The 21,156-nt window shown below is 71.8% G+C and carries 19 protein-coding genes and 1 pseudogene; 12 read left to right on the plus strand and 8 right to left on the minus strand.

Annotated elements, in window-relative coordinates; genetic code table 11:
- The first annotated feature begins 163 nt into the window (after positions 1-163).
- On the plus strand, positions 164-1,372 hold the full coding sequence (locus I6A81_RS17945) for a beta-1,3-glucanase family protein (protein ID WP_203000185.1): 1,209 nt from the start codon (positions 164-166) through the stop codon (positions 1,370-1,372).
- Between the two features lie 228 nt (positions 1,373-1,600).
- On the opposite strand, the gene I6A81_RS17950 is transcribed toward I6A81_RS17945, so the two are convergent.
- The 4 genes from I6A81_RS17950 to I6A81_RS17965 all read right to left on the minus strand — a co-directional run bounded on the left by I6A81_RS17950 (position 1,601) and on the right by I6A81_RS17965 (position 5,278).
- A complete protein-coding gene (locus I6A81_RS17950) occupies positions 1,601-2,104 on the minus strand; it encodes a hypothetical protein (protein WP_203000183.1) in 504 nt (167 codons plus the stop codon).
- Positions 2,105-2,172: 68 nt separating this feature from the next.
- Positions 2,173-3,012: a MaoC/PaaZ C-terminal domain-containing protein gene (locus I6A81_RS17955; protein ID WP_203000181.1), complete on the minus strand. Its 840-nt coding sequence runs from the start codon at positions 3,010-3,012 to the stop codon at positions 2,173-2,175.
- Between the two features lie 370 nt (positions 3,013-3,382).
- A complete protein-coding gene (locus I6A81_RS17960; protein WP_203000179.1) occupies positions 3,383-3,547 on the minus strand; it encodes a hypothetical protein in 165 nt (54 codons plus the stop codon).
- A 447-nt stretch (positions 3,548-3,994) separates the two neighbouring features.
- On the minus strand, positions 3,995-5,278 hold the full coding sequence (locus I6A81_RS17965) for a sulfite oxidase (protein WP_203010241.1): 1,284 nt from the start codon (positions 5,276-5,278) through the stop codon (positions 3,995-3,997).
- A 446-nt stretch (positions 5,279-5,724) separates the two neighbouring features.
- On the opposite strand from I6A81_RS17965, the gene I6A81_RS17970 reads away from it, so the two are divergent.
- The 5 genes from I6A81_RS17970 (at position 5,725) to I6A81_RS17990 (ending at position 12,277) form a co-directional block, all read left to right on the plus strand.
- On the plus strand, positions 5,725-6,714 hold the full coding sequence (locus I6A81_RS17970; protein WP_203000175.1) for a LacI family DNA-binding transcriptional regulator: 990 nt from the start codon (positions 5,725-5,727) through the stop codon (positions 6,712-6,714).
- Between the two features lie 198 nt (positions 6,715-6,912).
- Positions 6,913-8,442, plus strand: a complete 1,530-nt coding sequence (gene araA / locus I6A81_RS17975) for an L-arabinose isomerase (protein WP_203000173.1) — start codon at positions 6,913-6,915, stop codon at positions 8,440-8,442.
- A 30-nt stretch (positions 8,443-8,472) separates the two neighbouring features.
- Positions 8,473-10,269 (plus strand): ribulokinase, encoded by a 1,797-nt coding sequence (gene araB / locus I6A81_RS17980; RefSeq protein WP_203000171.1) that lies wholly within the window; start codon positions 8,473-8,475, stop codon positions 10,267-10,269.
- The gene (locus I6A81_RS17985; RefSeq protein WP_203000169.1) at positions 10,266-10,970 is read left to right on the plus strand and encodes an L-ribulose-5-phosphate 4-epimerase; all 705 of its coding nucleotides are present in this window, start codon (positions 10,266-10,268) and stop codon (positions 10,968-10,970) included. Before araB ends, I6A81_RS17985 begins: the two co-directional genes overlap by 4 nt.
- A gap of 569 nt (positions 10,971-11,539) precedes the next feature.
- Positions 11,540-12,277: a class I SAM-dependent methyltransferase gene (locus I6A81_RS17990; RefSeq protein ID WP_238428308.1), complete on the plus strand. Its 738-nt coding sequence runs from the start codon at positions 11,540-11,542 to the stop codon at positions 12,275-12,277.
- A gap of 52 nt (positions 12,278-12,329) precedes the next feature.
- Here the strand turns inward: I6A81_RS17990 and I6A81_RS45620 are convergent, their stop codons facing one another.
- Positions 12,330-13,298 (minus strand): AraC family transcriptional regulator, encoded by a 969-nt coding sequence (locus I6A81_RS45620; RefSeq protein ID WP_203000165.1) that lies wholly within the window; start codon positions 13,296-13,298, stop codon positions 12,330-12,332.
- Between the two features lie 44 nt (positions 13,299-13,342).
- Between I6A81_RS45620 and I6A81_RS18000 the strand changes: the two genes are divergently transcribed.
- On the plus strand, positions 13,343-14,224 hold the full coding sequence (locus I6A81_RS18000) for an NAD(P)H-binding protein (RefSeq protein WP_203000163.1): 882 nt from the start codon (positions 13,343-13,345) through the stop codon (positions 14,222-14,224).
- Positions 14,225-14,441: 217 nt separating this feature from the next.
- Positions 14,442-15,554, plus strand: a complete 1,113-nt coding sequence (locus I6A81_RS18005; protein ID WP_203000161.1) for an epoxide hydrolase family protein — start codon at positions 14,442-14,444, stop codon at positions 15,552-15,554.
- Between the two features lie 268 nt (positions 15,555-15,822).
- On the opposite strand, the gene I6A81_RS18010 is transcribed toward I6A81_RS18005, so the two are convergent.
- The 3 genes and pseudogenes from I6A81_RS18010 to I6A81_RS45625 form a co-directional block, all read right to left on the minus strand.
- A complete protein-coding gene (locus I6A81_RS18010; RefSeq protein ID WP_203000158.1) occupies positions 15,823-16,893 on the minus strand; it encodes a glycoside hydrolase family 16 protein in 1,071 nt (356 codons plus the stop codon).
- Positions 16,894-16,912: 19 nt separating this feature from the next.
- Complete coding sequence (locus I6A81_RS46220) at positions 16,913-17,131, minus strand: WD40 repeat domain-containing protein (protein ID WP_407661323.1); 219 nt, start codon at positions 17,129-17,131, stop codon at positions 16,913-16,915.
- 5 nt (positions 17,132-17,136) lie between these two features.
- Positions 17,137-18,189 (minus strand): annotated as a pseudogene (locus I6A81_RS45625) (WD40 repeat domain-containing protein); the annotation flags it as partial.
- Between I6A81_RS45625 and I6A81_RS43515 the strand changes: the two are divergent.
- From I6A81_RS43515 to I6A81_RS18040, 4 genes are all read left to right on the plus strand, one after another.
- On the plus strand, positions 18,190-18,903 hold the full coding sequence (locus I6A81_RS43515; RefSeq protein WP_203000155.1) for a GNAT family N-acetyltransferase: 714 nt from the start codon (positions 18,190-18,192) through the stop codon (positions 18,901-18,903).
- The gene (locus I6A81_RS18030) at positions 18,900-19,757 is read left to right on the plus strand and encodes a heme oxygenase-like domain-containing protein (RefSeq protein WP_203000153.1); all 858 of its coding nucleotides are present in this window, start codon (positions 18,900-18,902) and stop codon (positions 19,755-19,757) included. The genes I6A81_RS43515 and I6A81_RS18030 overlap by 4 nt, the downstream gene beginning before the upstream one ends.
- Positions 19,754-20,746 carry a beta-ketoacyl-ACP synthase 3 gene (locus I6A81_RS18035; protein WP_307874733.1) on the plus strand — a complete coding sequence of 331 codons (993 nt, stop codon included), beginning with the start codon at positions 19,754-19,756 and terminating at the stop codon, positions 20,744-20,746. The genes I6A81_RS18030 and I6A81_RS18035 overlap by 4 nt, the downstream gene beginning before the upstream one ends.
- 61 nt (positions 20,747-20,807) lie before the next feature.
- Entirely contained in the window at positions 20,808-21,116 is a 309-nt protein-coding gene (locus I6A81_RS18040; RefSeq protein WP_203000151.1) for an acyl carrier protein, read from the plus strand.
- The last annotated feature ends 40 nt before the right edge of the window (positions 21,117-21,156 follow it).

Here is a 21,156-nt window from a genome sequence, read left to right on the forward strand (position 1 = left end):
CTCCCCGGGGCGCCGTCGACACCCCGGCGCCGTCGCCCCTGTGGGGCCGACGCCGTCGGTGCCGGTGCCGCCCTCAACGCCGGCGGCACCGGTGCCGTGGGCGCCGTCCGAGAACGTCGCCATCCGAGAGCGTCGCCATCAGTCACCATCGAGGAGACCCGTGATGCTGAACCGACGAGCCCTGCTGAGCGGCGGCGCCGCCGCGCTGGCCGGGGCAGGAGCGGGCGGCGTCCTCGCGGCCGCCCGCGGCGGCGGGGCTGGCCAGGCCGGCCTGGTCGCCGCCACCGGGGCCGCGGTCGAGATCCCGGCCCACACCCCTGGCACGCCGCTGCCGCTGGTCGTCGTCAACCACACCTACCGGTACGCCAACCGCGAGATCTGGTTCTACGTCGTCGGCACCGACCTGAGCACCGGCCGGCAGGTCTACGGCCGCCCGGACGGCGGCGTCACCGAGGTCGCGGCGGGCGTGGACGGCGCCGACATCGCGATCCCGCTGGCGGCCGACGGCGACACCGTGGCCGCTATCCCGGTCGGGATGTCCGGGCGGATCTACGTCTCGATCGGCGCGCGGCTCGATTTCCGTGTCGTCGCCGACGGTGCCGGCCGGCCGGCGCTGCAGTACCCGGCCGGCTGGGTGCGAGACGCGCCCGGCTACGCGGTGCTGCACGACTTCGTCGAGTTCACCCACAACGCGGCCGGCATGTTCTGCAACACCACCATGGTCGACATGTTCAGCGTCCCGCTCCTGCTGCGGCTGCACGGCGACGGTGACCAGACCACGGGCCGGGTCGTGCCCGGCGGCCGGGACGCGATCTTCGCGGCGCTGCGGGCGATCCCGGCGTTCGCCCCGCTGGTCGTCGACGACCTGCGGGTGATAGCCCCCGGGCACGGCATCGACGCCGGGCTGTTCCCCGCCGCGTACTACGACTCCTACGTCGACGCGGTGTGGAGCCGCTACGCGTCGCGGCCGCTGGCCGTCGACGCCGCCGGGCGGCGCGTCACCGGGCGGGTGGTCGGGGACACGCTGACCTTCGACGGCCCGGTGGCGTCGTTCGCCCGGCCGAGCAGCCGCGACGTTTTCTTCTGCGACGGCGCTCTCGGCGCCCCCAACGACGGGGTCACCGGACCGGTCGCGGCCGTGCTCGGCGCCGGGTTCAACCGCTCGACGCTGCTGGCCGACGCCGCGCAGCCCACCGCCGACCCCGCCGTCTTCTACCGCGACACGGTGACCAACCACTACGCGCGGGTCCTGCACGCGCACACCGACAACGGCCGCGCCTACGGTTTCGCCTTCGACGACGTCGGCGGGCAGGCCTCGTACGTCGAGGACCGCGCGCCGTCCCAGCTGACCTTCGTACTCACCCCGTTCTAGCCAGGTCGGCGTTCCGCGACGTTCGCTCTGTGCCCGCGTGCGGCCGCGCGCTCGTCCTGTCCGACACGGGGAATCGTGTCAGACACCAGAGCCGCGACCAGCACCGTTTCGTGACCCTGATGTCCGACAGGATCGTTCGGGATCCTCGCGTGGCTGCCACGATGCGGGAGAGGAGCGGCGCGCCGCACCGCCCGTCCGTCGGCAGGGCAGACATTGCCCGCGGCAGCATCAGGCAGGTGTTCCGCGATTTCCTGCCGGGTCCCCCGCCAGGATGAGTTCCCGAAGGGCCGCGCGGACGTCGCGGAAGAGCGCGGCCGACTCGGCGACGGCGGTCTCGAAGGGGCGGCCGGATCCGAATGTCACGCGCGGGTAGGGCGGATCGGGAAGTGGACCGCCCGCGCGCTCGGCGAGCAGGTACGCGGCCCGGTGAAAAGGTCCGCCGCTGCGCTCCCACACAAGGATCAGTTCGATGCCAGCCGAGATCGCCACGTTCAGTCCGATGTCGTCCGCCTGCGCGCCGCGTGTCCGGCAGGCGAAGAACCGTTCGCGACCGTCGTACCGCGCCTCCAACCCGGCCGCGGTGAGCGCGGCCGTCTGCCTGTCCAGATCCGGCCACTGCCCGGGCGCCTTCCCCGCGTCCGCGCAGAGCGCGTAGTAGCGCTCCGGGCACCCGGCACGCTCGAACGCGCGCAGCACGAGTTCCGCCTTCTCTTCGCCTTCCTCGCCGGTCATGCCTGTATCGTTCCGCCCGGACCTCTCGGATTCCGCGGCGAGTGGGTACGGCGCTCGGGGACCGTGCGCTAGCCGCGCAGTTCCGCCCGGCCGTGCGTGATGACCGGGACTCCGGCGCAGTCGGCCTCGAAGGCGTAGCCGAGCCCGCCGGCCTCGTAGACGCCGACGCGGAGGTCCTCGCCGACGAACGCCGGTGAGGCGAACCGCACCGCGACCCGCCGGACCCGCTCCGGGTCGCCGCCCGCCACCGCGCCGACGACCTCCCGCGCGCACAGCGCCATCGTGCACAGCCCGTGCAGGAACGGCCGGTCGAAACCACCGCGACGCGCGGCCGCCACGTCGAAATGGTGGTCCGACCAGTCCCCCGACACCTCCGCGTACCGGCGCGGCATCTCGGCGTCCACCGCCACCGGGTAGTCCCCCACCGGACGCCGCCGCGCCTCGGCGGGAAAGGCGTGGTCCGGCACGGACGACCCGACCGCCGCGCAGGTGGCGTTCAGATACACGGTCGTCCACAACTGGTCGGCGACGACCTCGTCCCGCTCGTCCAGCGTCGAATAGCGCAGCGTGACCAGCGCGTTGCGACCCGCCGGCCGCGCCGCGAAGCCGTGCACCCAGGTCCGCAGCCGCTCACCGGGGACCAACGGCCGGTGCAGCACGACATCGTGCTCGCCGTGCACCCCGCCCGAAGCCGCCGCCAGCACCGCCTCACTCACCAGCGCCTTGCGGCCGGCCTCCTGGGCCGCCCAGATCTGGGTCACGATCGCGACCGCCGGCACCGCCAGGCCAGACCGCACCCGCTCGGACCGATCGCCGGTCGCCACGGCATACCGCCGGATCAGGTCGGTGTCCAGACAGCCGGGGAACGGCCCCGTCGACTCCCCGGCGAGTGCTCCGGCGTCGGTCATGTCAGTACCTCCAGCCATACGGCCACGCGTTCGCCCCACTCGGGGCGGTCCCGGCGGATCCTTCTGTCGAATGATCCCCCGGCGGCGGATCCGGCCAGGGCGCGACGGATGTTCCGGCTCGCCGTCACGGCCGGCTCTGTCTCACGGGCGGCTCGTGGGGTCCGGCGCTGGCCCCGGCGCGCGGACCTTCGGGTCGTCGACGGCTGGCCACGGCACAGGTCGGATTCGACGGAGACGGATCAGGGGCGACAGCCCACCAAGCGATCACCCTGGTCGGGTGGCCCGGAGGAGTAGCTCACCGCCGGTGGCCGAGTTCTGGAACTCCTCGACCGCCCTCGGTCGATTCCGCGCGACCAGAAGCTGAGAATTCTCACAGATCCCCACGACTGTCCAGAATTTCCCTCAGCCTGCGGATTTCGCCAATCAGTCGCGGCACGGCCTCGCGCGCCATCGCGATGAAGGCAGCATTCTCATCCCAACGGCCATCACCCACATCCACATATCGTGGATGCTGCACCAGGGTGGCGGCGATCATCTCCCGGTGGTCGAAACCAGGCCACCTCTCAGCCCTTCCAGACCCAGCCCGAGATACGGTGCTTACCGCGACGATATTCATCGCTCGATCATCATCGAGCGTGCGAACGAACCATGGCCCAGGAGTAGCCGCCGAGCACAGTCCCTCGATCGCTTCAAGCTCACTATCATGCATACCAAGCCTCCCGAGGTGCCTGCACAGCCGATGGCGCGTTCGGGGTAGGCTGCGCGAGCCATTGCACCCCGGACAATCCGCAAGAGCGGCCGTTCCGACGGCGAGTCACCACGCCACCAGGACCGGCGGCGAGCAGGCTCGACCTGGCACGGCCGCCAGCCGCCGTTCTGAGTCTCGTGACGGCGGAGCGAACCGAGTTCAGGCACGTTACAGGATGACGCCGGACGCGTGTTCCCTGCCAGCGCCGCGACGCTGGCCCTGGGGGTCAGGAGGTCATGTCACGGTCACCGGGTGCAGGACGACGGCGCCGAACAGGTAGCCCTGGGTGTTGGGCGGCACGCTGGCCGGCTGGGTGGCGCCGGTCTCGTCAGTGGCTCGGGCGGCCAGGATCGCGGGCCCGGAAGCGGGTCGGCGCCAGTCGTACTCCCAGCGGACCCACTGGTTACGGGCCGGCGCATCGAGCAGGCGGGCCCGCCGCCAGGTCGTAGCGCCGTCGGTACTGACCTCGACCTTCGTGACCCGCCCTTGCCCCGACCACGACCGGCCCGTCAGCCGGACCCGGCGCGAGCCGCCGCCGTCAAGCGCGGCGTTCCACGCCAGCTCGAACGCGCTCTTGGTCACCTGGGTCGTCAGCGGCGGGCTCGCGCCGCCCGGCCAGGTGTCGCCGAACAGCCGGTAGAACTGGGTGTTCCACGGAGACAGCAACGGACTGGTGGAGACTTCGATGTCTCCGACCCATTTGATCGACGCGATGCCGACCCACGACGGCACGATCAGCCGCACCGGGTAGCCGTGGTCGGGTGGCAGCGGAGCGCCGTTCATCTCATACGCCACCAGCACGTCGTCCAGTGCCTTGGCCACGGGCAGCGGCCGCCGCACCCGACCGAGGTTCTCCCCGTTGGCCACGTACTCGTCGTCGAGGCCCTGGGGCATCACATCGATGGCCCCACCGGTTATCCCGGCCCGGCGCAGAACCGTCGACAGCGGGACACCGCGCCACCTGGCCTGCCCGATTGCGCCGAGCCGCCAGGCCGTCCCGGAGACCGCCTGGCCCTGCTGGGTCGTGTAGAAACTGCGCCCGTTGCCGGCGCATTCCACGAAGGCGTCCAGGGTGCGGGCCGGCAGCCGGCGCAGGTCGTGGTAGTCGAAGGTGACGGCGTCGGCGGCCGAGGGCTTGGAACGCAGCCCGTCGCCGAACACCCGCAGCCGCCAGTTCGCCGCGTCCAGCCGTGGGGTCGCGGTGTGGTTGCGCACGAAGAAGTGACTGGCCGGCTCGGCCCGGCCCAGCCCGGCCAGCGCCTCGAAATTCGTCTCCGCGTTCGTCCCTCGGACCGTGAAGACCTCCGGCGGCAGCGGCTTGACGATCGTCGGGATACCGGGCGTGCCGGCCCGGGCCGGCCCGGCCGCCGCCGCGACAGCCGCCCCCGGCCCGGTGGCCAGGGCCAGTAACCGCAGCAGCGAACGGCGGGACAGACCATGGGCGCGGGCCTCCCCACGCACGAACTGGCGCAACCGCTCCTGGTCGTAGGCGATCTCGTCGCTGGTCGGCTCGATCATGCCGCACACGCTAGCCCGCACCACCACACCCGTCAGGGAAAACAGCCATTTCCCCGCAAGACCGATCGAGAAGATACACAAGCCCACCGCATGGTCCGCCATAGCCGAAGATCACGCCGCCAGAGCGGCGCGAGACGACGAGCGACCCGGCGCCGCGGGAACCGGCGGTTCGCGGCATGGTGGCGGCAGGACCATGGGGTGCGTGCGAGCGCCCGGCGGCTCCGACCAGCTCGCGGCTGGCGGCCCACCAGACCGTTGTCCGACCCAGCACCTGGGACAGCCGTCCGCCCGATGCTAAAGTGATCGCTAACATGCCAGGCCAGAACACGTCATCCGGGTCCCGCGACGCGGCGGGGGCGAGTCGGCGCGCGGCCGCAAGCCGGCCGGCCGCGCCCCCGGCGGACGACGTGGATGGCGCCCGCGGCGCCCCGCGGCGCACGCCGGGGATGACCGACGTCGCGCGGCTGGCCGGCGTGTCCCACCAGACGGTGTCGCGGGTGCTCAACGGCCACCCGAACGTCAAGGAGCAGACGCGGCTGCGGGTGCGGGCGGCGATGGAGCAGCTGGGGTACCGGCCGAACCGGGTGGCCCGGACGCTGGTCACCGGACAGTCGCACGTCGTGGGGATCGTGGCGCAGAACACCGCGCTGTACGGGCCGACGTCGGTCCGGACCGCGGTCGAGCGGTCGGTGAACGCGGCGGGATTCGCCGTCGGGGTGGCCAGCGTGCCGGCGCTCGACCGGAGCTCGATCGCCGAGGCGATCGGCCGCCTGCTGGACCAGCGGGTGGCGGGGGTCGTGGTGATCGCGCCGGTGACCTCGGCGAACGAGGCGCTCGACGATGTCCCGGACGACCTGCCGATGGTGGTGATCGGCGGTGACCCGGGCCGCCTGTCGCGGCTGGTCACCATCGACCAGCGCCACGGCGCGCGCCTGGCGACGCGGTGCCTGCTGGCGGCGGGGCATGACACGGTCTGGCACGTGTCCGGTCCGGCGGGCTGGTATGACAGCGCCGAGCGGGTGCTGGGCTGGCGCGAGGCGCTGCTCGACGCCGGCGCCGAGGTGCCACCCGTCCTGGCGGCGGACTGGTCGCTGGACGCGGGGTACGAGGCCGGCCAGCTGCTGGCGCGGATGCCCTCGGCGCGCGCGGTCTTCGCGGCCAGCGACCACCTCGCGATGGGCGTCATGAAGGCGCTGCGCCAGGCGGGGCGGTCGGTGCCCGGTGACGTGAGCGTCGTCGGGTTCGACGACATCCCGGAGGCGGGGTACGTCTGCCCGCCGCTCACGACCGTGCGGCCCGACTTCGCGGCCGTGGCCGAGCAGGCGGTGCGTCTGCTGCTGTCCCAGCTGGACGGCTCGCCGCCGGACGGGCCGCCACGCCTAGCGCCGGTCGTGCCCGCGCTGGTCGAACGGGACAGCGTCGCCCCACCCCGCTGAGCCGCGCCTGGCCGATCACTCAGGTGGCTCCAGGCGACCGGTCCCGGCTCCCCCACCGGTCCGTTCCGTGGCTTGACGCCCGGAATGTTAACGCTAACATTGTGCCTGACAGCCCGGCCCTCCGCTTCGTGCCGCCGCCGCGACGCCGCCTGTCAGCTGGTCGTGCCGGTGCCATCGTTCGCCCCGAGACGAGGTCACATGTCCTTGCCCGGTCACCCGTTGGCGGTGCCCGCCCTGCCGGGTGCCGCCGTCTGGTTCCTCACGGGGAGCCAGCACCTCTACGGGCCCGAGACGCTCGACCAGGTCGCGACGCAGTCACGTCGCGTCGCGGCCAGGCTGGACGGCGACGAGACGATCCCGGCACGCGTCGTCTGGCAGCCGGTCCTGACCGACGCCGACGCCATCGCCGCCGTGTGCGCGCAGGCGGACGTCGACCCGGCGTGCGTCGGGGTGATCGCGTGGATGCACACCTTCTCCCCCGCGAAGATGTGGATCCGCGGGCTGGAGGCGCTGCGCACGCCGCTGCTGCACCTGCACACCCAGGCCGACCAGGCGCTGCCCTGGGACACCCTGGACATGGACTTCATGAACCTCAACCAGGCGGCACACGGGGACCGCGAGTTCGGCTACATCCAGACCCGGCTACGGCTGCCGAGGGTGACGGTCGTCGGTCACGTCGACGATCCCCTCACCCGCGAACGTGTCGGCCGCTGGGCGCGGGTCGCGACCGCCCGCGCCGACCTGCGCGGGATGCGGCTCGTCCGCTTCGGCGACAACATGCGCGGCGTCGCCGTCACCGAGGGCGACAAGGTGGCGGCCGAGATCCGCCTCGGCGTGGCCGTGAACACGCACTCGGTCAACGACCTCGTCGACGTGGTCGACAAGGTCGACGACGACACGATCGACGAGCTGACGAGCGTCTACGACGACCAGTACGACGTCGCGGCCGAGCTGCGCGCCGGGGGCGAGCGCCACGCGTCGCTGCGCTACGCCGCCCGGGTCGAGGCGGGGCTGCGCGCCTTCCTCACCGAGGGCGGCTACCGCGCGTTCACCACCAACTTCGAGGACCTCGGCGGGCTGCGCCAGCTACCGGGCCTCGCGGTGCAGCGCCTCATGGCCGACGGCTATGGCTTCGGCGGCGAAGGGGACTGGAAGACCGCGCTGCTGCTGCGCGCGGTCAAGGTCATGGGCGCCGGACTGCCCGGGGGCACGTCGTTCATGGAGGACTACACCTACCACCTCGGCCCCGGTCCGCAGCGGATCCTCGGCGCGCACATGCTCGAGGTCTGCCCGACGATCTCGGCGAGCCGCCCGACGGTCGAGATCCACCCGCTGAGCATCGGCGGGCGCGAGGACCCAGTCCGCCTGCGGTTCACCGCCGCGCCGGGGCCCGGCGTCGTGGTGGGGCTGGCCGACCTGGGCGGCCGGTTCCGGCTCGTGGCCAACGGCATCGACGTCGTCGAGCCCGACCACGAGCTGCCGAGGCTCCCGGTCGCCTGCGCGGTGTGGTCCCCGCGGCCGAGCCTGCCGACCTCCGCCGAATGCTGGCTCACCGCCGGCGGCCCGCACCATACCGTCCTGTCCACCGCCGTCGACCTCGACATGCTGGACACGTTCGCCGGCATGACCGGCCTCGAGCTCGCGCCCATCGACGCCGACACGACCGTCCGCTCCTTCACCGCCGACCTGCGGCTGAACGACCTCTACTTCAGCCTAGACCGCCGGTAGCCGGCGCCCGGACGACCCACGAGGAGCACCATGACCGCCAGCACCGACCTCGCCGCGGACGCCTGTGTCGTCGGCGTCGACTTCGGCACCCTGTCGGGCCGGGCCAGCGTGATCCGGGTCCGCGACGGGCACGAGCTGTCCACCGCCGTGCACCCCTATGCCGACGGGGTGCTCGACACCCGGCTGCCGGGCGGCCGGGCGCTCGCCCCGGACTGGGCGCTGCAGAACCCGGCCGACTGGCTCGCGGTCCTCGCCACCGCCGTGCCCGCCGCGGTGCGCGCCGCCGGCATCGACCCGGCCCGCGTCGTCGGGATCGGCACCGACTTCACCGCGTGCACCGTGCTGCCGACGGCCGCCGACGGCACCCCGCTGTGCCAGCTGCCCGGCTACGCCGACCGGCCGCACGCCTGGCCCAAGCTCTGGAAACACCACGCCGCCCAGCCGCACGCCGATCGCGTCAACGCCCTCGCCCACGCGCGTGGCGAGCCCTGGATCGGCCGGTACGGCGGGAAGATCTCCAGCGAGTGGCAGGTCGCCAAGGCGCTGCAGGTCCTCGAGGACGATCCCGAGATCTACGCCGCCACCAACCGCTGGATCGAGGCCGCCGACTGGATCGTCTGGCAGCTCACCGGGACGGAGACCCGCAACGCCTGCACCGCCGGCTACAAGGGCGTCTTCCAGGACGGCGCCTACCCGAGCCGCGACTTCTTCGCCGCTCTGCACCCCGCGTTCGCGGACTACGCCGACACCCGCCTGTCCACCGCGCTGCTCCCGCTCGGCGCCCCGGCCGGGCGCCTGACCGCCCGCGCGGCCTGCTGGACGGGCCTGCCCGTGGGCACGGTCGTCGCGGCCGGCAACGTGGACGCCCACGTCAGCGCGCCCGCGGTCGGGGTCACCGAGCCCGGGCACATGCTCGCGGTGATGGGCACGTCCACCTGCCACGTCATGTCCGCCGACGCGCTGGCCGAAGTCCCCGGCATGTGCGGCGTCGTCGACGGCGGCATCATCGCCGGCCGCTACGGCTACGAGGCCGGCCAGTCCGGCGTCGGCGACATCTTCGCCTGGTGGGCCGAGCGCAACGTCCCCGACTCCTACCGCCTCGCCGCCCGGGCGGCGGGCGAGTCCCTGCACCAGTACCTCACGGCGCTGACCGCCGACGACCCGGTCGGCGGCCACGGCCTGCTCGCCCTGGACTGGATGAACGGCAACCGGTCGATCCTCGTCGACCACACCCTGTCCGGGGTGCTCGTCGGCCTGACCCTGGCGACCCGCCCCGAACACGTCTACCGCGCGCTGCTGGAAGCCACCGCGTTCGGCACCCGCCGCATCCTCGACGCCTTCCGCGACGCCGGCGTGCCCGTCCGCGAGTTCTACGCCGCCGGCGGACTCATCCAGAACGCCACCCTCATGCGGCTCTACGCCGACGTCCTCGGCCACCCCATCCACCTCGCCGCGACCAGCCAGGCCCCCGCGCTCGGCTCCGCCATCCACGCCGCCGTCGCCGCCGGCGCCTACCCCGACGTCCCCGCCGCCGCGGCCGCCATGGGCCGGGTCCACCGCGACGCCTACCTTCCCGACCCGGCCCGGCACGCCGCCTACTCCCGCCTCTACGACGAGTACCGCGCGCTGCACGACTCCCTCGGCACCGCGGGCGGCGTCCTGCACCGCCTGCGCGCCCTGCGCGACGAGGCCCTGCGCGGCCGCGCGGGTCCGGCGGACGGTCCGGCACCTACCGACCCATCGCCCCTCGCCCGCCCGGTCGCGACAGCGGCCAGCCCGGACACGACGAGCCCGGACGCGACCAGCCCGACCGGAGACCCACGATGACCTACCAGGCACCCTGGCCCGGGGTGGACGAGGCGCGCGAGCAGCTCGTCGGCCTGCACCTGTCCCTCGTCGACAACGGCCTCGTCGCCTGGACCTCCGGCAACGTCTCGGCCCGCGCCCGCGACGCCCGGGGCCAGGAGGTCATGGTGATCAAACCGTCCGGGGTCGACTACGCCGAGCTGACCGCGCAGAAGATGGTCGTCTGCGACCTGCGCGGCACCGTGGTCGCGGGCGGTCTCAGCCCGTCGAGCGACACCGCCGCGCACGCCTACGTCTACCGCCACCGCCCGGACGTCGGCGGCGTCGTGCACACCCACTCGCCCTACGCGTGCGCGTGGGCCGCCCGCCGCGAGCCCATCCCGTGCGTGCTGTCCGCCATGGCCGACGAGTTCGGCGGACCCATCCCCGTCGGCCCGCTGTCCGCGATCGGCGACGACACCATCGGCCGGGCCATCGTCGCCACCCTCGACGGGCACCGCTCCCCCGCCGTCCTCATGGCCAACCACGGCGTGTTCACCATCGGCCCCACCGCCCGCGCCGCGGTCAAGGCCGCCGTCATGTGCGAGGACGTCGCCCGCAGCGTCCACTTCGCCCACCAGCTCGGCATCCCCAAGTCGATCCCCCCCGAGCTCGTCGACCGGCTCTACCACCGCTACCAGACCGCCTACGGCCAGCGCGACCACCCGGTCGCCTCCCCGTGAACGCCTGGCGCTGAACCCCATGGCGCGGGCCGCCGGGCTCGCGTCTTTCGGGCACCGGCCGGCCAACCTCCTGTGCGTCGAGGTGACTGACCGCGGCTACTTTGCCCGGAAAACTCGGCCACCTTGAGCCCCGACGCGGGCGCGAGAGGAAAGGAAGAACAGCCGGCGCCCACAGCGAGGCACCCGCAAGGGGGTAAACCGGATCCGCTGCCACGTCCACACCGAAGCCAGTCCCAAGATTACACCCGACCGAGGGTGAGAGATCCGGGCTGACTGTGCTAGACAAAGTACATGCGACGAACAGGCCGTTCCAGATGGGATGCCGGGCGGTCAGTCGGTCTTCTTGACGCATACCTTCGGCCCATGGGGTGGGTGTGGAACTCCCCTACATAGACGTACTGCTCGACAACCGCGGCCGAGATGACCAGGGGTCGGACGCCTTTTCCCGGCACATACACTGGGGGCTGTGGCCGCGGCTGCGCGGTACAGGAATCCGAGGGCGGAATGTCGTCGCCGCGCAGGAGCGTCTCGATGACACGGTCGCCGCCGGGGCACTGATCTCCGATGGCATGACCGTTCTGGATGTCGGCTGCGGCTTCGGAGGCACGCTGGGGCGATTATCCGAAAGGTTACCGACGGCGCGGCTGGTCGGTGTGAACATCGACCATCGACAGCTTGCCCGAGCCCTGCCCACCCGTGCCCGGTTCATCTGCGCGGACGGCTGCGCGCTTCCGCTGCCCTCCGCCGCGTTCGACGCGGTTCTCGCGGTCGAGTGCATCTTCCATTTCCCGTCCCGACTCACCTTCCTCCAGGAGGCGCGGCGGGTCCTGAAACCCGGAGGACGGCTGTCTCTGTCGGACTTCGTGCCCGCGGACAATGCCGACACAGACAACGCCGCCAGCCGCTGGCTCGAGAACCAGGTCGCCAAGGGATACGGCCGGCAGTCGACGTGGTCGGACGGCGACTACCAGGCAATGGCCGACAAGGCCGGACTCGTGGTCGAACAGGACCAGGACGTCACCAGGCTCACCCTGCCGACCTACCTCTACCTGCTCTCGAATGGCATCGCTCGCGCGGTCACCGGCCGTGGACATGTCCCGATCCGCTCCACGTTCCTGCTCTTTCTGCTCTCGGCCCTCGGCGCGGTCCGATACCGCCTGGTGGTCCTGCGCAAGCCAGGTGATCCGCCCCCGGGCCAGGACGATGGCGAGGCGGCGACGCCGGCCGAAGAGGCCGAACAGCCACATGAACGCGGTGTCGTCGGTAAGGCGCCGGTGTTCTTCGCGCCGCGGCTGCGGTCCTCGTAGCGGGCCGTTCCGCGGCGGCCGGGCTTCCGCGCCGCCGCGGGGAGTCTCGCGATCAGCCTGGTGGCGTCGTCGGCGAACGCCGGTCGGCACGCCACGCTGGTTCCGGGCTCCGGTGATCACTGGGGCGAGTGCCGCGTAGTCGCTTGAACGCCACGCTCAGCGCGAAGGCGTTGGCGTAGCCGACCTTCTTCGCGATCGTGCCGACCGTGTGGTCGGTCTCCCGCAGCAGGTCCGCGGCCAACGCGATCCGCCAGCCCGTGAGGTAGGACATCGGTGGTTCACCGACCAGCGCCGTGAACCGCCGGGCGAGCGCCGCCCGCGACACCCCGGCTTCGGCCGCCAGGTCCGCCACCGTCCACGGGCGGGCGGGGGTGTCGTGCAACAGCCGCAGCGCGGTACCCACGACCGGGTCGTCGAGTGCGCGGCACCAGGCCGGGGCATCCGCATCCGGATTGTCGAACCAGCCGCGCAGCGCGCAGACCAGCATCAGGTCCAGCAGCCGGTCCAGCACCAGCTGCTGTCCTGGCCGGTCTCTGGCAATCTCCTCGGCCACCGTCTCGACCGACGGAGCAGGGCTGTCCTGGGCCGGCACCACCAGCACGGCGGGCAGGGCCCGCAGCAGCCGTTCGCTCAGCTCTCCCCGGCGCTCGAAAGCCCCGCTGAGCAGCACGGCCGCCCCTTCGGTGGGAGTTCCGCAGGTTCGAGCGGGCCAGGAAGCGCGCTCGATGCCGTTGGCCCCCGGGCAATAGTCAGCGCTGGTCACGACCAGCGAGGGCGTGGTCGCGGGGTCGTCGGCCACGGTGTAGGGCACGTCGCCGCGGATGACGGCGATGTCTCCAACGCCGATGGGCACCGGCTCGTGCTGGTCGGGAACGATCCAGGCATGGCGGCGCAGCATCGTGGCCAGCGTCAGCGGAGCGCCACTGGCCATCCGCAGAGCCCAGGGGGGTCGCACGATCGTCTGCCGGAAGATGGCACCGCGCGCCCGTACCTCTCCCAACAGCTCCGACACGGCGTCCACACCCTCATCGTAGACGCCTAGACATCAACCGGAGCCTTGCAGCCATGGACCGTCTCAGGGCCGGCCGGTTGACTGGAGACATGCCTGAACATCCGATTCTTGTCACCGGGGCGACCGGCAAGTCTGGCCGCCGCGTCGTCAGCCGACTGCGGGCCAAGGGACTGCCGGTCCGCGCGGCGGCCCGGAACGGCGAGCACCTCTTCGACTGGACCGACAGCTGCTCCTGGGATGCCGTTCTGAAGGGCGTGCGGTCCATCTACGTCGTGCAACTGGACGGCACAAAGCTCGTTCGCCCGTTCATCGAGCGAGCGGTGCGGCATGGGGCACAGCGGATCGTGCTGGCCTCGGGGCGCGGGATCGACAATCCGGACTACGCGAAGGACAGCGGCGGCGTGTTGGACGGTTTCCTCGACGGTGAAGCCGCCGTGCGGGAGAGCGGTCTGGAGTGGACGATCAGCAGGCCGGGCTGGTTCGCGCAGAACTTCAGCGAGGGCTTCTTCGCCGATGCGATCCGCGCCGGTGAGCTGCGGCTGCCCGCCGGCGATGGGGCTGCCAGCTTCGTCGATGCCGAGGACATCGCCGCGGTGGTGGTCGCCGCGCTGACCGAGAACCGGCACGCGGGCCAGATCTATGAGTTGTCCGGACCCCTGGCGGTGACGCTGACCGAGGCGGTCGCCACGATCTCCGAGGCCACCGGCCGCGACATCCGCTACGTGCCGCTCTCCGTCGAGCACTACGTCGCCGAACTCGTTCAGCGGGGCTTGCCACCCGCGGACGCCAAAGCCTTCGCGGACGTCATGGAGCCGCTCAGAGAAGGTACGGACGAATATGTCTCCGACGGCGTGCCGCGTGCCCTTGGTCGCCAGCCGCGGACCTTCGCCGAGTTCGCCAGGTCCACTGCCGCCGCGGGCGGTTGGCCAGCCTGACCATCACACCCGCGTCGGCCGGTTCGGCCGCGGGCGTCGGCCTCGGTTCGCCGATCGCCGCTGCCTGACCGGCCGCGAGGACCGTGCCCGCGACCGCGCCCAGCTCGCGGCCATCGCCTCGCCGTTCGCGGGAGCAGATCTACTGCCCTGCTGGACCGAAGCGCACGACGCGGCGATCTTCAGACCCGACCCAGCCGTCTTCGGTACCATCGCGCAAGTGACAGCGCTGGATCCGTTCCGAGTCGATGTGCCAGCCGGCGTCCTCACCGACCTGGCCGAACGTCTGCGGCGGACACGCCTTCCGAATGAGATACCGGGTATCGGCTGGGAACAGGGTATCCCGCTGGAAGTGCTCCAGGAAATCATTCGCTACTGGCTGGACTCCTATGACTGGCGGGTCCACGAAGCCCGCCTGAACCGCTACGAGCAGTTCGTTACGACGGTCGACGGCCAGCGTTTCCACTTCCTGCACATTCGGTCGCGTCACGAGACGGCCGTCCCGTTGTTCCTGACCCACGGCTGGCCTGGCTCCGTGGTCGAGTTCCTGGACGTGATCGACGCGCTGTCCGATCCGGCTGACCCCGCCGACGCGTTCCACCTGGTGGTGCCCTCGCTGCCCGGCTACGGGTTCTCCGGCCCGACCACGGAGACGGGCTGGAACCCCCGGCGGATCGCCGCCGCCTTCGGTGAGATCGCCGATCGGCTCGGCTACCAGCGCTATGGCGTCCAGGGCGGGGACTGGGGCGCGATCGTCTCCTACAACATGGCCGAGTTGCGCCCGGAACGCGTCCTTGGCCTGCACGTCAACCTGATGAACGTGCCACCGCCCAGCGGCGAGGCGCCCGCTCCCCCAACCCCGTGGGCACGGCGGATGGGACGCGCCGGCGGCGGCTACGACCTGATCCAGGGGACCAGACCGCAGACAATGGGTTATCTGCTCGACGACTCACCGGCCGGACTCGCGGCCTGGATCATCGAGAAGTTCCACGAATGGACCGACAGCTCCGGCGGCGACCTTGTCCTCACCAAGGACCAGATGCTGACCAACGTGATGGTCTACTGGGTTACCCTCACCGGCGCGTCGTCGGCCCGCCTGTACTGGGAACGACGCCAGGCCCCGGAGACAATGGTGCCACAACGACGGGTATCCGTGCCAACCGGAGTGGCCAACTACCCGGGAGAACTGGTCCGGTCGCTCCGGCCGCACGCCGAGCGATTCTTCAACATCGTGCACTGGACCGAGCTCCCCCGCGGCGGGCACTTCCCCGCGATGGAAGTACCGGACATCTTCGTGGATGACGTACGGGAATTCTTCCGGCCTCTGCGCTAATGCCATGCCCGGCAACGTTCGCCGTGTGCCCGCCCGCGGCGGCGCGCTCGTCCTGTCCGACGTCACGGGGAATCGTGTCAGACACCAGAGCCGCGACCAGCACTGTTTCGTGACCCTGACGTCTGACAGGACGTCCGGGATCCCCAGTGTCTGCCGCGACGCGGGAGAGGAGTGGTGGGGCGGCCGCTCCGCCCGCCGTCGGGTCGGCCCGGTCGCCGCCACCTGGGCGCTGCCGGGTGGCGGCGGAGTCCTCCGGAGCTGGTCGCCGTCAACCGGTGTAGTTCGGTTCGGCGGTGATGGGCGTCGCCGGGCCGGCCGGTGGCAGTGGTCCTTCCGTGGGACTGGTGGGTGTCGGCGTCCGCGGTGACGGAGTGCCGGCGGTTGGGCTGGGGCTCGGCGACGCGGTGCCCGCGGTAGGGCTGGCACTCGGCGACGCGGTGCCCACGGGCGGGCTGGAACTTGGCGACGGCTCGGCGGTGGGCGGTGGGGCCGGATTCTCGTAGGCCCGTACGTAGTCGACGAGCAGCTGCGCGGGGAAGGCCGTGGCGGGTCCGGGTGTCCCTGCCCATGCCCCGACCGCCAGGTTGAGGATGAGGAAGAACGGCTTGTCGAACACCCACCCCGCGCCGTAGTCCGCCTTGGTCACCACCACGACGACGTTTCCGTCCACCGAGAACCGAAGCTCATCGGCGTCCCAGTCCACCGCGTAGACGTGGAACCCGGCCGCGAGCGGAGCGCCGCCGGGCAGCTCGGCGGCGCGCACGTCGCTGGAGTCCACCCTGCCCGAACCGGGGAGGGGCGGACCATGGACTCCGGCGTGCGCCCGGCTGGGCTCGCTCCCGATGTGCTCAAGAATGTCGATCTCGCCGCTGCGCGGCCAGCCAACCGTGTCGATGTCCGCGCCCTGCGCCCAGAAAGCCGACCACAGTCCTTGGCCGGGAGGCACCTTGATCCGTGCCTCGAAGCGGCCGTACGTCCCCGTGAACCGGTTCTGCGTGGTCACCTGAGCCGAGGTGTACTCGCACGGGACACCGTCGCACAACGCGCTGGTCTGCTCCCGCCTGGCGGTGATCACCAGGTTTCCGGACCCGTCCAGCGTCACGTTGCGCGGATCACTGGTGTAGGCGCTGACCAGCCCGTCTTCCGCCCAGTGCCGCGCCAGGTTCCATTTCGCCGGGTCGGGTGCTGTCCCGGCGGCTCCGGTGAACTCGTCGGCGAAGATCGGTTCGCCGAGGGGCTGGGTGACCGGCGTGGTAGACGCGACGGATCCCGGTGGCCACGTCACAGCGACCGCGCCGACGACGGAGAGCAGCACCGCGAGGACCTTTTTTCTACCCATCAGATCTCCAGACCCAGACTTAGATGGGATCAATGCTCCACATGATTATCTTCTTGTCGAGGCCGCAGGTGACGATGCGCGTTCCCGACGGACCGAAGACGACGCCACGCGTTTGGCCGTTGTGTTTCCGCTGCGGGCCGGCCAGTTCCGCGCCGTCCGCCACGGACCAGAGCCGAAGATACCTGTCGTCGCGCCCGAGGCTGGCAAGCAGGCGGCCGTCCGGCGACCAGGCGACCAGGCGACTGCCTTGACGACGCCGCGATGAGCGGGCAGCACCCCTGTCGCGACGCGGGTGTCCGTGGAAAGAATCTCCACGGCACCGTCGTGATAGGCGACGGCCAGAAGCTTGCCGTCCGGCGAGTACGCGATACCCGCGATCGGTTGCATTCGCTCGGAGTGCTGGTCGACCTCGGTCGAGGTAGCCACGTTCCAGAACCGGACACGACTGTCGTTGTAGCTCGCCGCGAGGATGCCGCCGCGCGGGTCGAAGGCGGTGTCCCGAACCGGCTGGCCCACTGGCCCTGGAAACCGGGCCGCCCGCCAGCTCACCGTGTCCCACAGCAGGGTCAGATCGCCGATCTCGGTACTGATCAGTCGTTGCTCGTCCGGCGTGAAGGCGACCGACTCGATCGGCTGGGCGTGACCGGGAAAGCAGCCGACCAGCGAGTAGTCCGTGGCGTTCCACACCCAGACCCTGGCGTCGACGCCACCGGCCACCAGAAGGTTGCGTCGCTTCGCATACGCCACGGCGTACAGCGAGTATCCGGGATCCGGACCTGTGAGGACCCTGTCGAGATCGCCGGTGTCGGAGTTCCACACGCCGAGCGTTCCGTCTTCGTTCGCGCTGGCGAACCGCCGGCCGGGACCGTCGAAGTCGACGGCGAAGACCTTGCCACCGAGCGAGGTGATGACCGCGCGGTCCTGGAGGTAGAACCGCGCGGGCGCCGCGCCCGGTGGGTCCAGGTGACGCCCACCGGGCTGGGTGGCCGCGAACGCGACGCCGACGGGTACGCGGCGCTGCTCGGCTCGGCCGGTCTCCAGGTACGCCAGACGATCCCGACCGCGTCGCCCTTCTCCATCATCGAGGCCGTCCGCGCCGAGTAGCCGCTCCCCTGCCCGGGAACGGACTAAAGCACTTTCTCCCGCCCCGCCAGGCGGGCACAATAGGAGATACGTCACCACGGTCCGCCGGTGAGTATCCGGCCGCGAACCTGAGTAGGGGACGATCCGACAGCTGACATTCTTTGAGTAAGCGTCACTCAGGATGTCGGCGCGACTGGGCGGTTCACTTCTCATGTGCCATCAACCAGCCCTCCCAGCCCGGCGACGGCCATCCGCATCGCGTCCCGCTACGCCGCGGTACTCGACTTCGAGATACATTCTCCGGCGGGCTGGGGAAGCGGATCGGAGATCGACGATACAACCCTCGCCGCGCTGCGGGCCTTCCGCGCCGAGGTGCTGTGGTCGGATGGCCGCCGGCCGGCGTTCCGAAGTCCCGACAACCAGTTCGTCGACGCCGACGAATCCGACCCCGACGCGTTTCACCTGGCGCTGCGCGACCGGGCGGACGGCACTCTGGTGGGCTACGTGCGCGCCATCCCCGCCGAGCGGTGTGCCCTCTCGTCGCCGGAGCGGCTGATCGGGGCCGGGCCGGTCAGCGCGGCACTCGCGGCGCACGGTGCCACCAGGGCCGACATCCTGGACACCGGCCGGCTCGTGGTCGCCGGCGGCCGGCGCGGCAAGGGCACCGCGCCGCTGCTCGTCGCCGCCCTCGTCGCGCTCGGTCGCGATGTCGACCGACCCATGATGCTGTGCGCGGCGGGAACCCGGGACGGTCAGCACCTCCTGTACCAACGACTCGGCTACACACCCATGACCAGTTGTCGCGTGCCGTCGGACCGGTACGACGACGACATGTGCCCGATGCTGCGTGACGCCCGGCGCCGCATTCCCGGGGTCGACATTCTTGCCGAACAGTTCGAGGAACAGACAGGAGTCTTCCGCGCATGACCCAGTACAGCGACCACACCGGCCGCGCCGCCCCGGCGCCGGCCGTCGGAAATTCCACCGTGACCGGCGAAGGAACGGGAACCGGAAAAGAAGACGACCCAGGGTCCGAGACCGTCGCCTTCGCCGCCTACGAGGCCGGCGTGACCCCCGCGCGGCAGGCCGTCGAATATCACCCCGGACTGCGCGGCCTTCTCGCGGACGACGGCGATCCGAGGCTTTTCCACGCCTGGATGCTGCGCTATTCGGTACACGGCGTGCACATGACGAGGCCGGTCGAGGGCTGGATCTCGACGGCCGGCGACCACTGCGCCGAGATCGGCCTGGCCGACCTCGGCCGCGCGCTGCGGGCGCACGCCCGCGCGGAGTCGGGCCACGAGCAGATGATGATCACCGATGCCCGGTACCTGGCGACACACCCCGCCGGCCGCGACGGCATCGACCTCGAGGCGCTGTTCGCCGCGCCGCCGCTGGCCAGCGCGCTCGACTACATCGAGCTGCACCACGACACGATCGAAGGCACCCGCCCCTACGGCCAGGTCGCGATCGAGTACGAGATCGAGCGGCTGTCCACGGCGATCGGCCCGACCGTGCTGGTGGCCGCCCGGCGCTTCATCGGCCCCGACGGCGCCGGCTACAGCTTCGTCGCCGACCACGTCGAGCTCGACCAGGGGCACACCACGTTCAACCGCCGCCAGCTCACCGGCGTGCTCACGGAACGCCCCGACGACCTGGAGTACCTGGTGGCGACGGGAACCCGGGCGCTGCGCACCTATCTCGGATTCCTCACCGAGTGCCTCGACCTGGCTCGTGCCGACCTGACCGGTCGGCAGCCGCTGGCCGGGGCGTCCCGGTGAGCCCGCGCGTGGGCGGCGCGCGGCTGCTCGGTCTCGGCGGCGCCCTGCCCACCCGGGTGGTGACCAACGACGAGCTGTGCGCCCGCCTCGACAGCAGTGACGAGTGGATCCGCGCCCGCACCGGCGTGCGGACCCGGCGTATCGCCGGCGCCGGCGAGTCGGTCGCGCAACTCGCCGCCGTCGCCGGCGGCAAGGCCCTCGCCGACGCGGGGCTCGCTCCCGCCGACGTCGACCTGGTGATCCTGACGTCCTCCAGCCGGCCGTCCCAGATCCCCGGGCTCGCCCCGGAGATCGCCGACCTGCTCGGCATCCGCGCGGCCGGCACCTTCGACACGATCGCGGGCTGCGCCGGCTTCTGCTACGCGCTCGCCACGGCCGCGTCCGCCGTGACGAGCGGCACGACCCGCAACGCGCTCGTCGTCGCGTCCGAACGGGTCACCGACTACGCCAACTGGGACGACCCCAAGGCGGCGCCGTTGTGGGGTGACGGCGCCGGCGCCGCCGTCGTCGGCGGCGACGCGGGGTTCGGCGGAGGCGGGCTCGACGAGGGCGAGGGCGGGCTCACCGCCCCTATCGGACCGCCGGTGTGGGGTCATGACGGCTCCCGCAAGGATCTGATCCGCGTGCCCGGAGGCGGCGACGACCTCCTGCGCATGGACGGCCGGTCGGTGTTCCGGTGGGCGGCCAGCCTCGCGCCGAAGCTGCGCGAGGCGTGCCAGCGCGCGGGGATCCAGCCGGCCGAGCTCGCCGGCGTCGTCGTCCACCAGGCGAACCTGCGCCTCGTCGACGCGCTGGTCGACACCCTCGGAGCGGACCGCGCGGCGATCGCCCGCGACGTCGTCGAGGTCGGCAACACGTCCGCCGCGAGCATTCCGCTCGCGCTCACCCGGATGCGCACGAGCGGCGAGCTGCGTCCCGGCGACCCCGTCCTGCTCTTCGCCTTCGGCGCCGGCCTGACCTACTGCGGCCAGGTCATCCGGTGCCCCTGACGGGGACGCGCCCGCCCCGTCCGTCCCACGCCCCGACGCCCAGCCACGAAAGGCGGTTCGCATGTCACCCTCGGAGATCCTCACCCACCTGACGGCCATCCTCGTCCGGGTCGCGGAGGTCGACTCCGCCGCGGTGACCGCCGACAAGTCGTTCGTCGAGGACCTGGACGTCGACTCGCTCGTGCTCGTCGAGGCCGTCGTCGTCGCCGAGGACGAGTTCGGCGTCCGGATCAGCGACGACGACATGGAGCACATCTCGACGGTCGGCGAGCTCGTCGGCCACATCGAACGCGCGTCGTCGAGCGCGGCCGGCGAGACCGGTCCAGCCGAGGCCGCGGGCGTCGGCGCGGGGTCGGCCGGGCAGGCATGACCCCGCCGGCAGCGGTTCCCGCGCACCGGACGCCCTCGGC

The sequence above is a fragment of the Frankia nepalensis genome (assembly GCF_016786325.1).
Classification (GTDB): domain Bacteria; phylum Actinomycetota; class Actinomycetes; order Frankiales; family Frankiaceae; genus Pseudofrankia; species Pseudofrankia nepalensis.

Excerpts from the sequence above, each read along its gene's own strand:
- I6A81_RS17945 (WP_203000185.1), top strand. The coding sequence starts at position 164 with ATGCTGAACCGACGAGCCCTGCTGAGCGGCGGCGCCGCCGCGCTGGCC.
- I6A81_RS17950 (WP_203000183.1), bottom strand. The coding sequence starts at position 2,104 with ATGACCGGCGAGGAAGGCGAAGAGAAGGCGGAACTCGTGCTGCGCGCG.
- I6A81_RS17955 (WP_203000181.1), bottom strand. The coding sequence starts at position 3,012 with ATGACCGACGCCGGAGCACTCGCCGGGGAGTCGACGGGGCCGTTCCCC.
- I6A81_RS17960 (WP_203000179.1), bottom strand. The coding sequence starts at position 3,547 with ATGATCGCCGCCACCCTGGTGCAGCATCCACGATATGTGGATGTGGGT.
- I6A81_RS17965 (WP_203010241.1), bottom strand. The coding sequence starts at position 5,278 with ATGATCGAGCCGACCAGCGACGAGATCGCCTACGACCAGGAGCGGTTG.
- I6A81_RS17970 (WP_203000175.1), top strand. The coding sequence starts at position 5,725 with ATGACCGACGTCGCGCGGCTGGCCGGCGTGTCCCACCAGACGGTGTCG.
- araA (WP_203000173.1), top strand. The coding sequence starts at position 6,913 with ATGTCCTTGCCCGGTCACCCGTTGGCGGTGCCCGCCCTGCCGGGTGCC.
- araB (WP_203000171.1), top strand. The coding sequence starts at position 8,473 with ATGACCGCCAGCACCGACCTCGCCGCGGACGCCTGTGTCGTCGGCGTC.
- I6A81_RS17985 (WP_203000169.1), top strand. The coding sequence starts at position 10,266 with ATGACCTACCAGGCACCCTGGCCCGGGGTGGACGAGGCGCGCGAGCAG.
- I6A81_RS17990 (WP_238428308.1), top strand. The coding sequence starts at position 11,540 with ATGACCGTTCTGGATGTCGGCTGCGGCTTCGGAGGCACGCTGGGGCGA.
- I6A81_RS18000 (WP_203000163.1), top strand. The coding sequence starts at position 13,343 with ATGGACCGTCTCAGGGCCGGCCGGTTGACTGGAGACATGCCTGAACAT.
- I6A81_RS18010 (WP_203000158.1), bottom strand. The coding sequence starts at position 16,893 with ATGGGTAGAAAAAAGGTCCTCGCGGTGCTGCTCTCCGTCGTCGGCGCG.
- I6A81_RS18030 (WP_203000153.1), top strand. The coding sequence starts at position 18,900 with ATGACCCAGTACAGCGACCACACCGGCCGCGCCGCCCCGGCGCCGGCC.
- I6A81_RS18040 (WP_203000151.1), top strand. The coding sequence starts at position 20,808 with ATGTCACCCTCGGAGATCCTCACCCACCTGACGGCCATCCTCGTCCGG.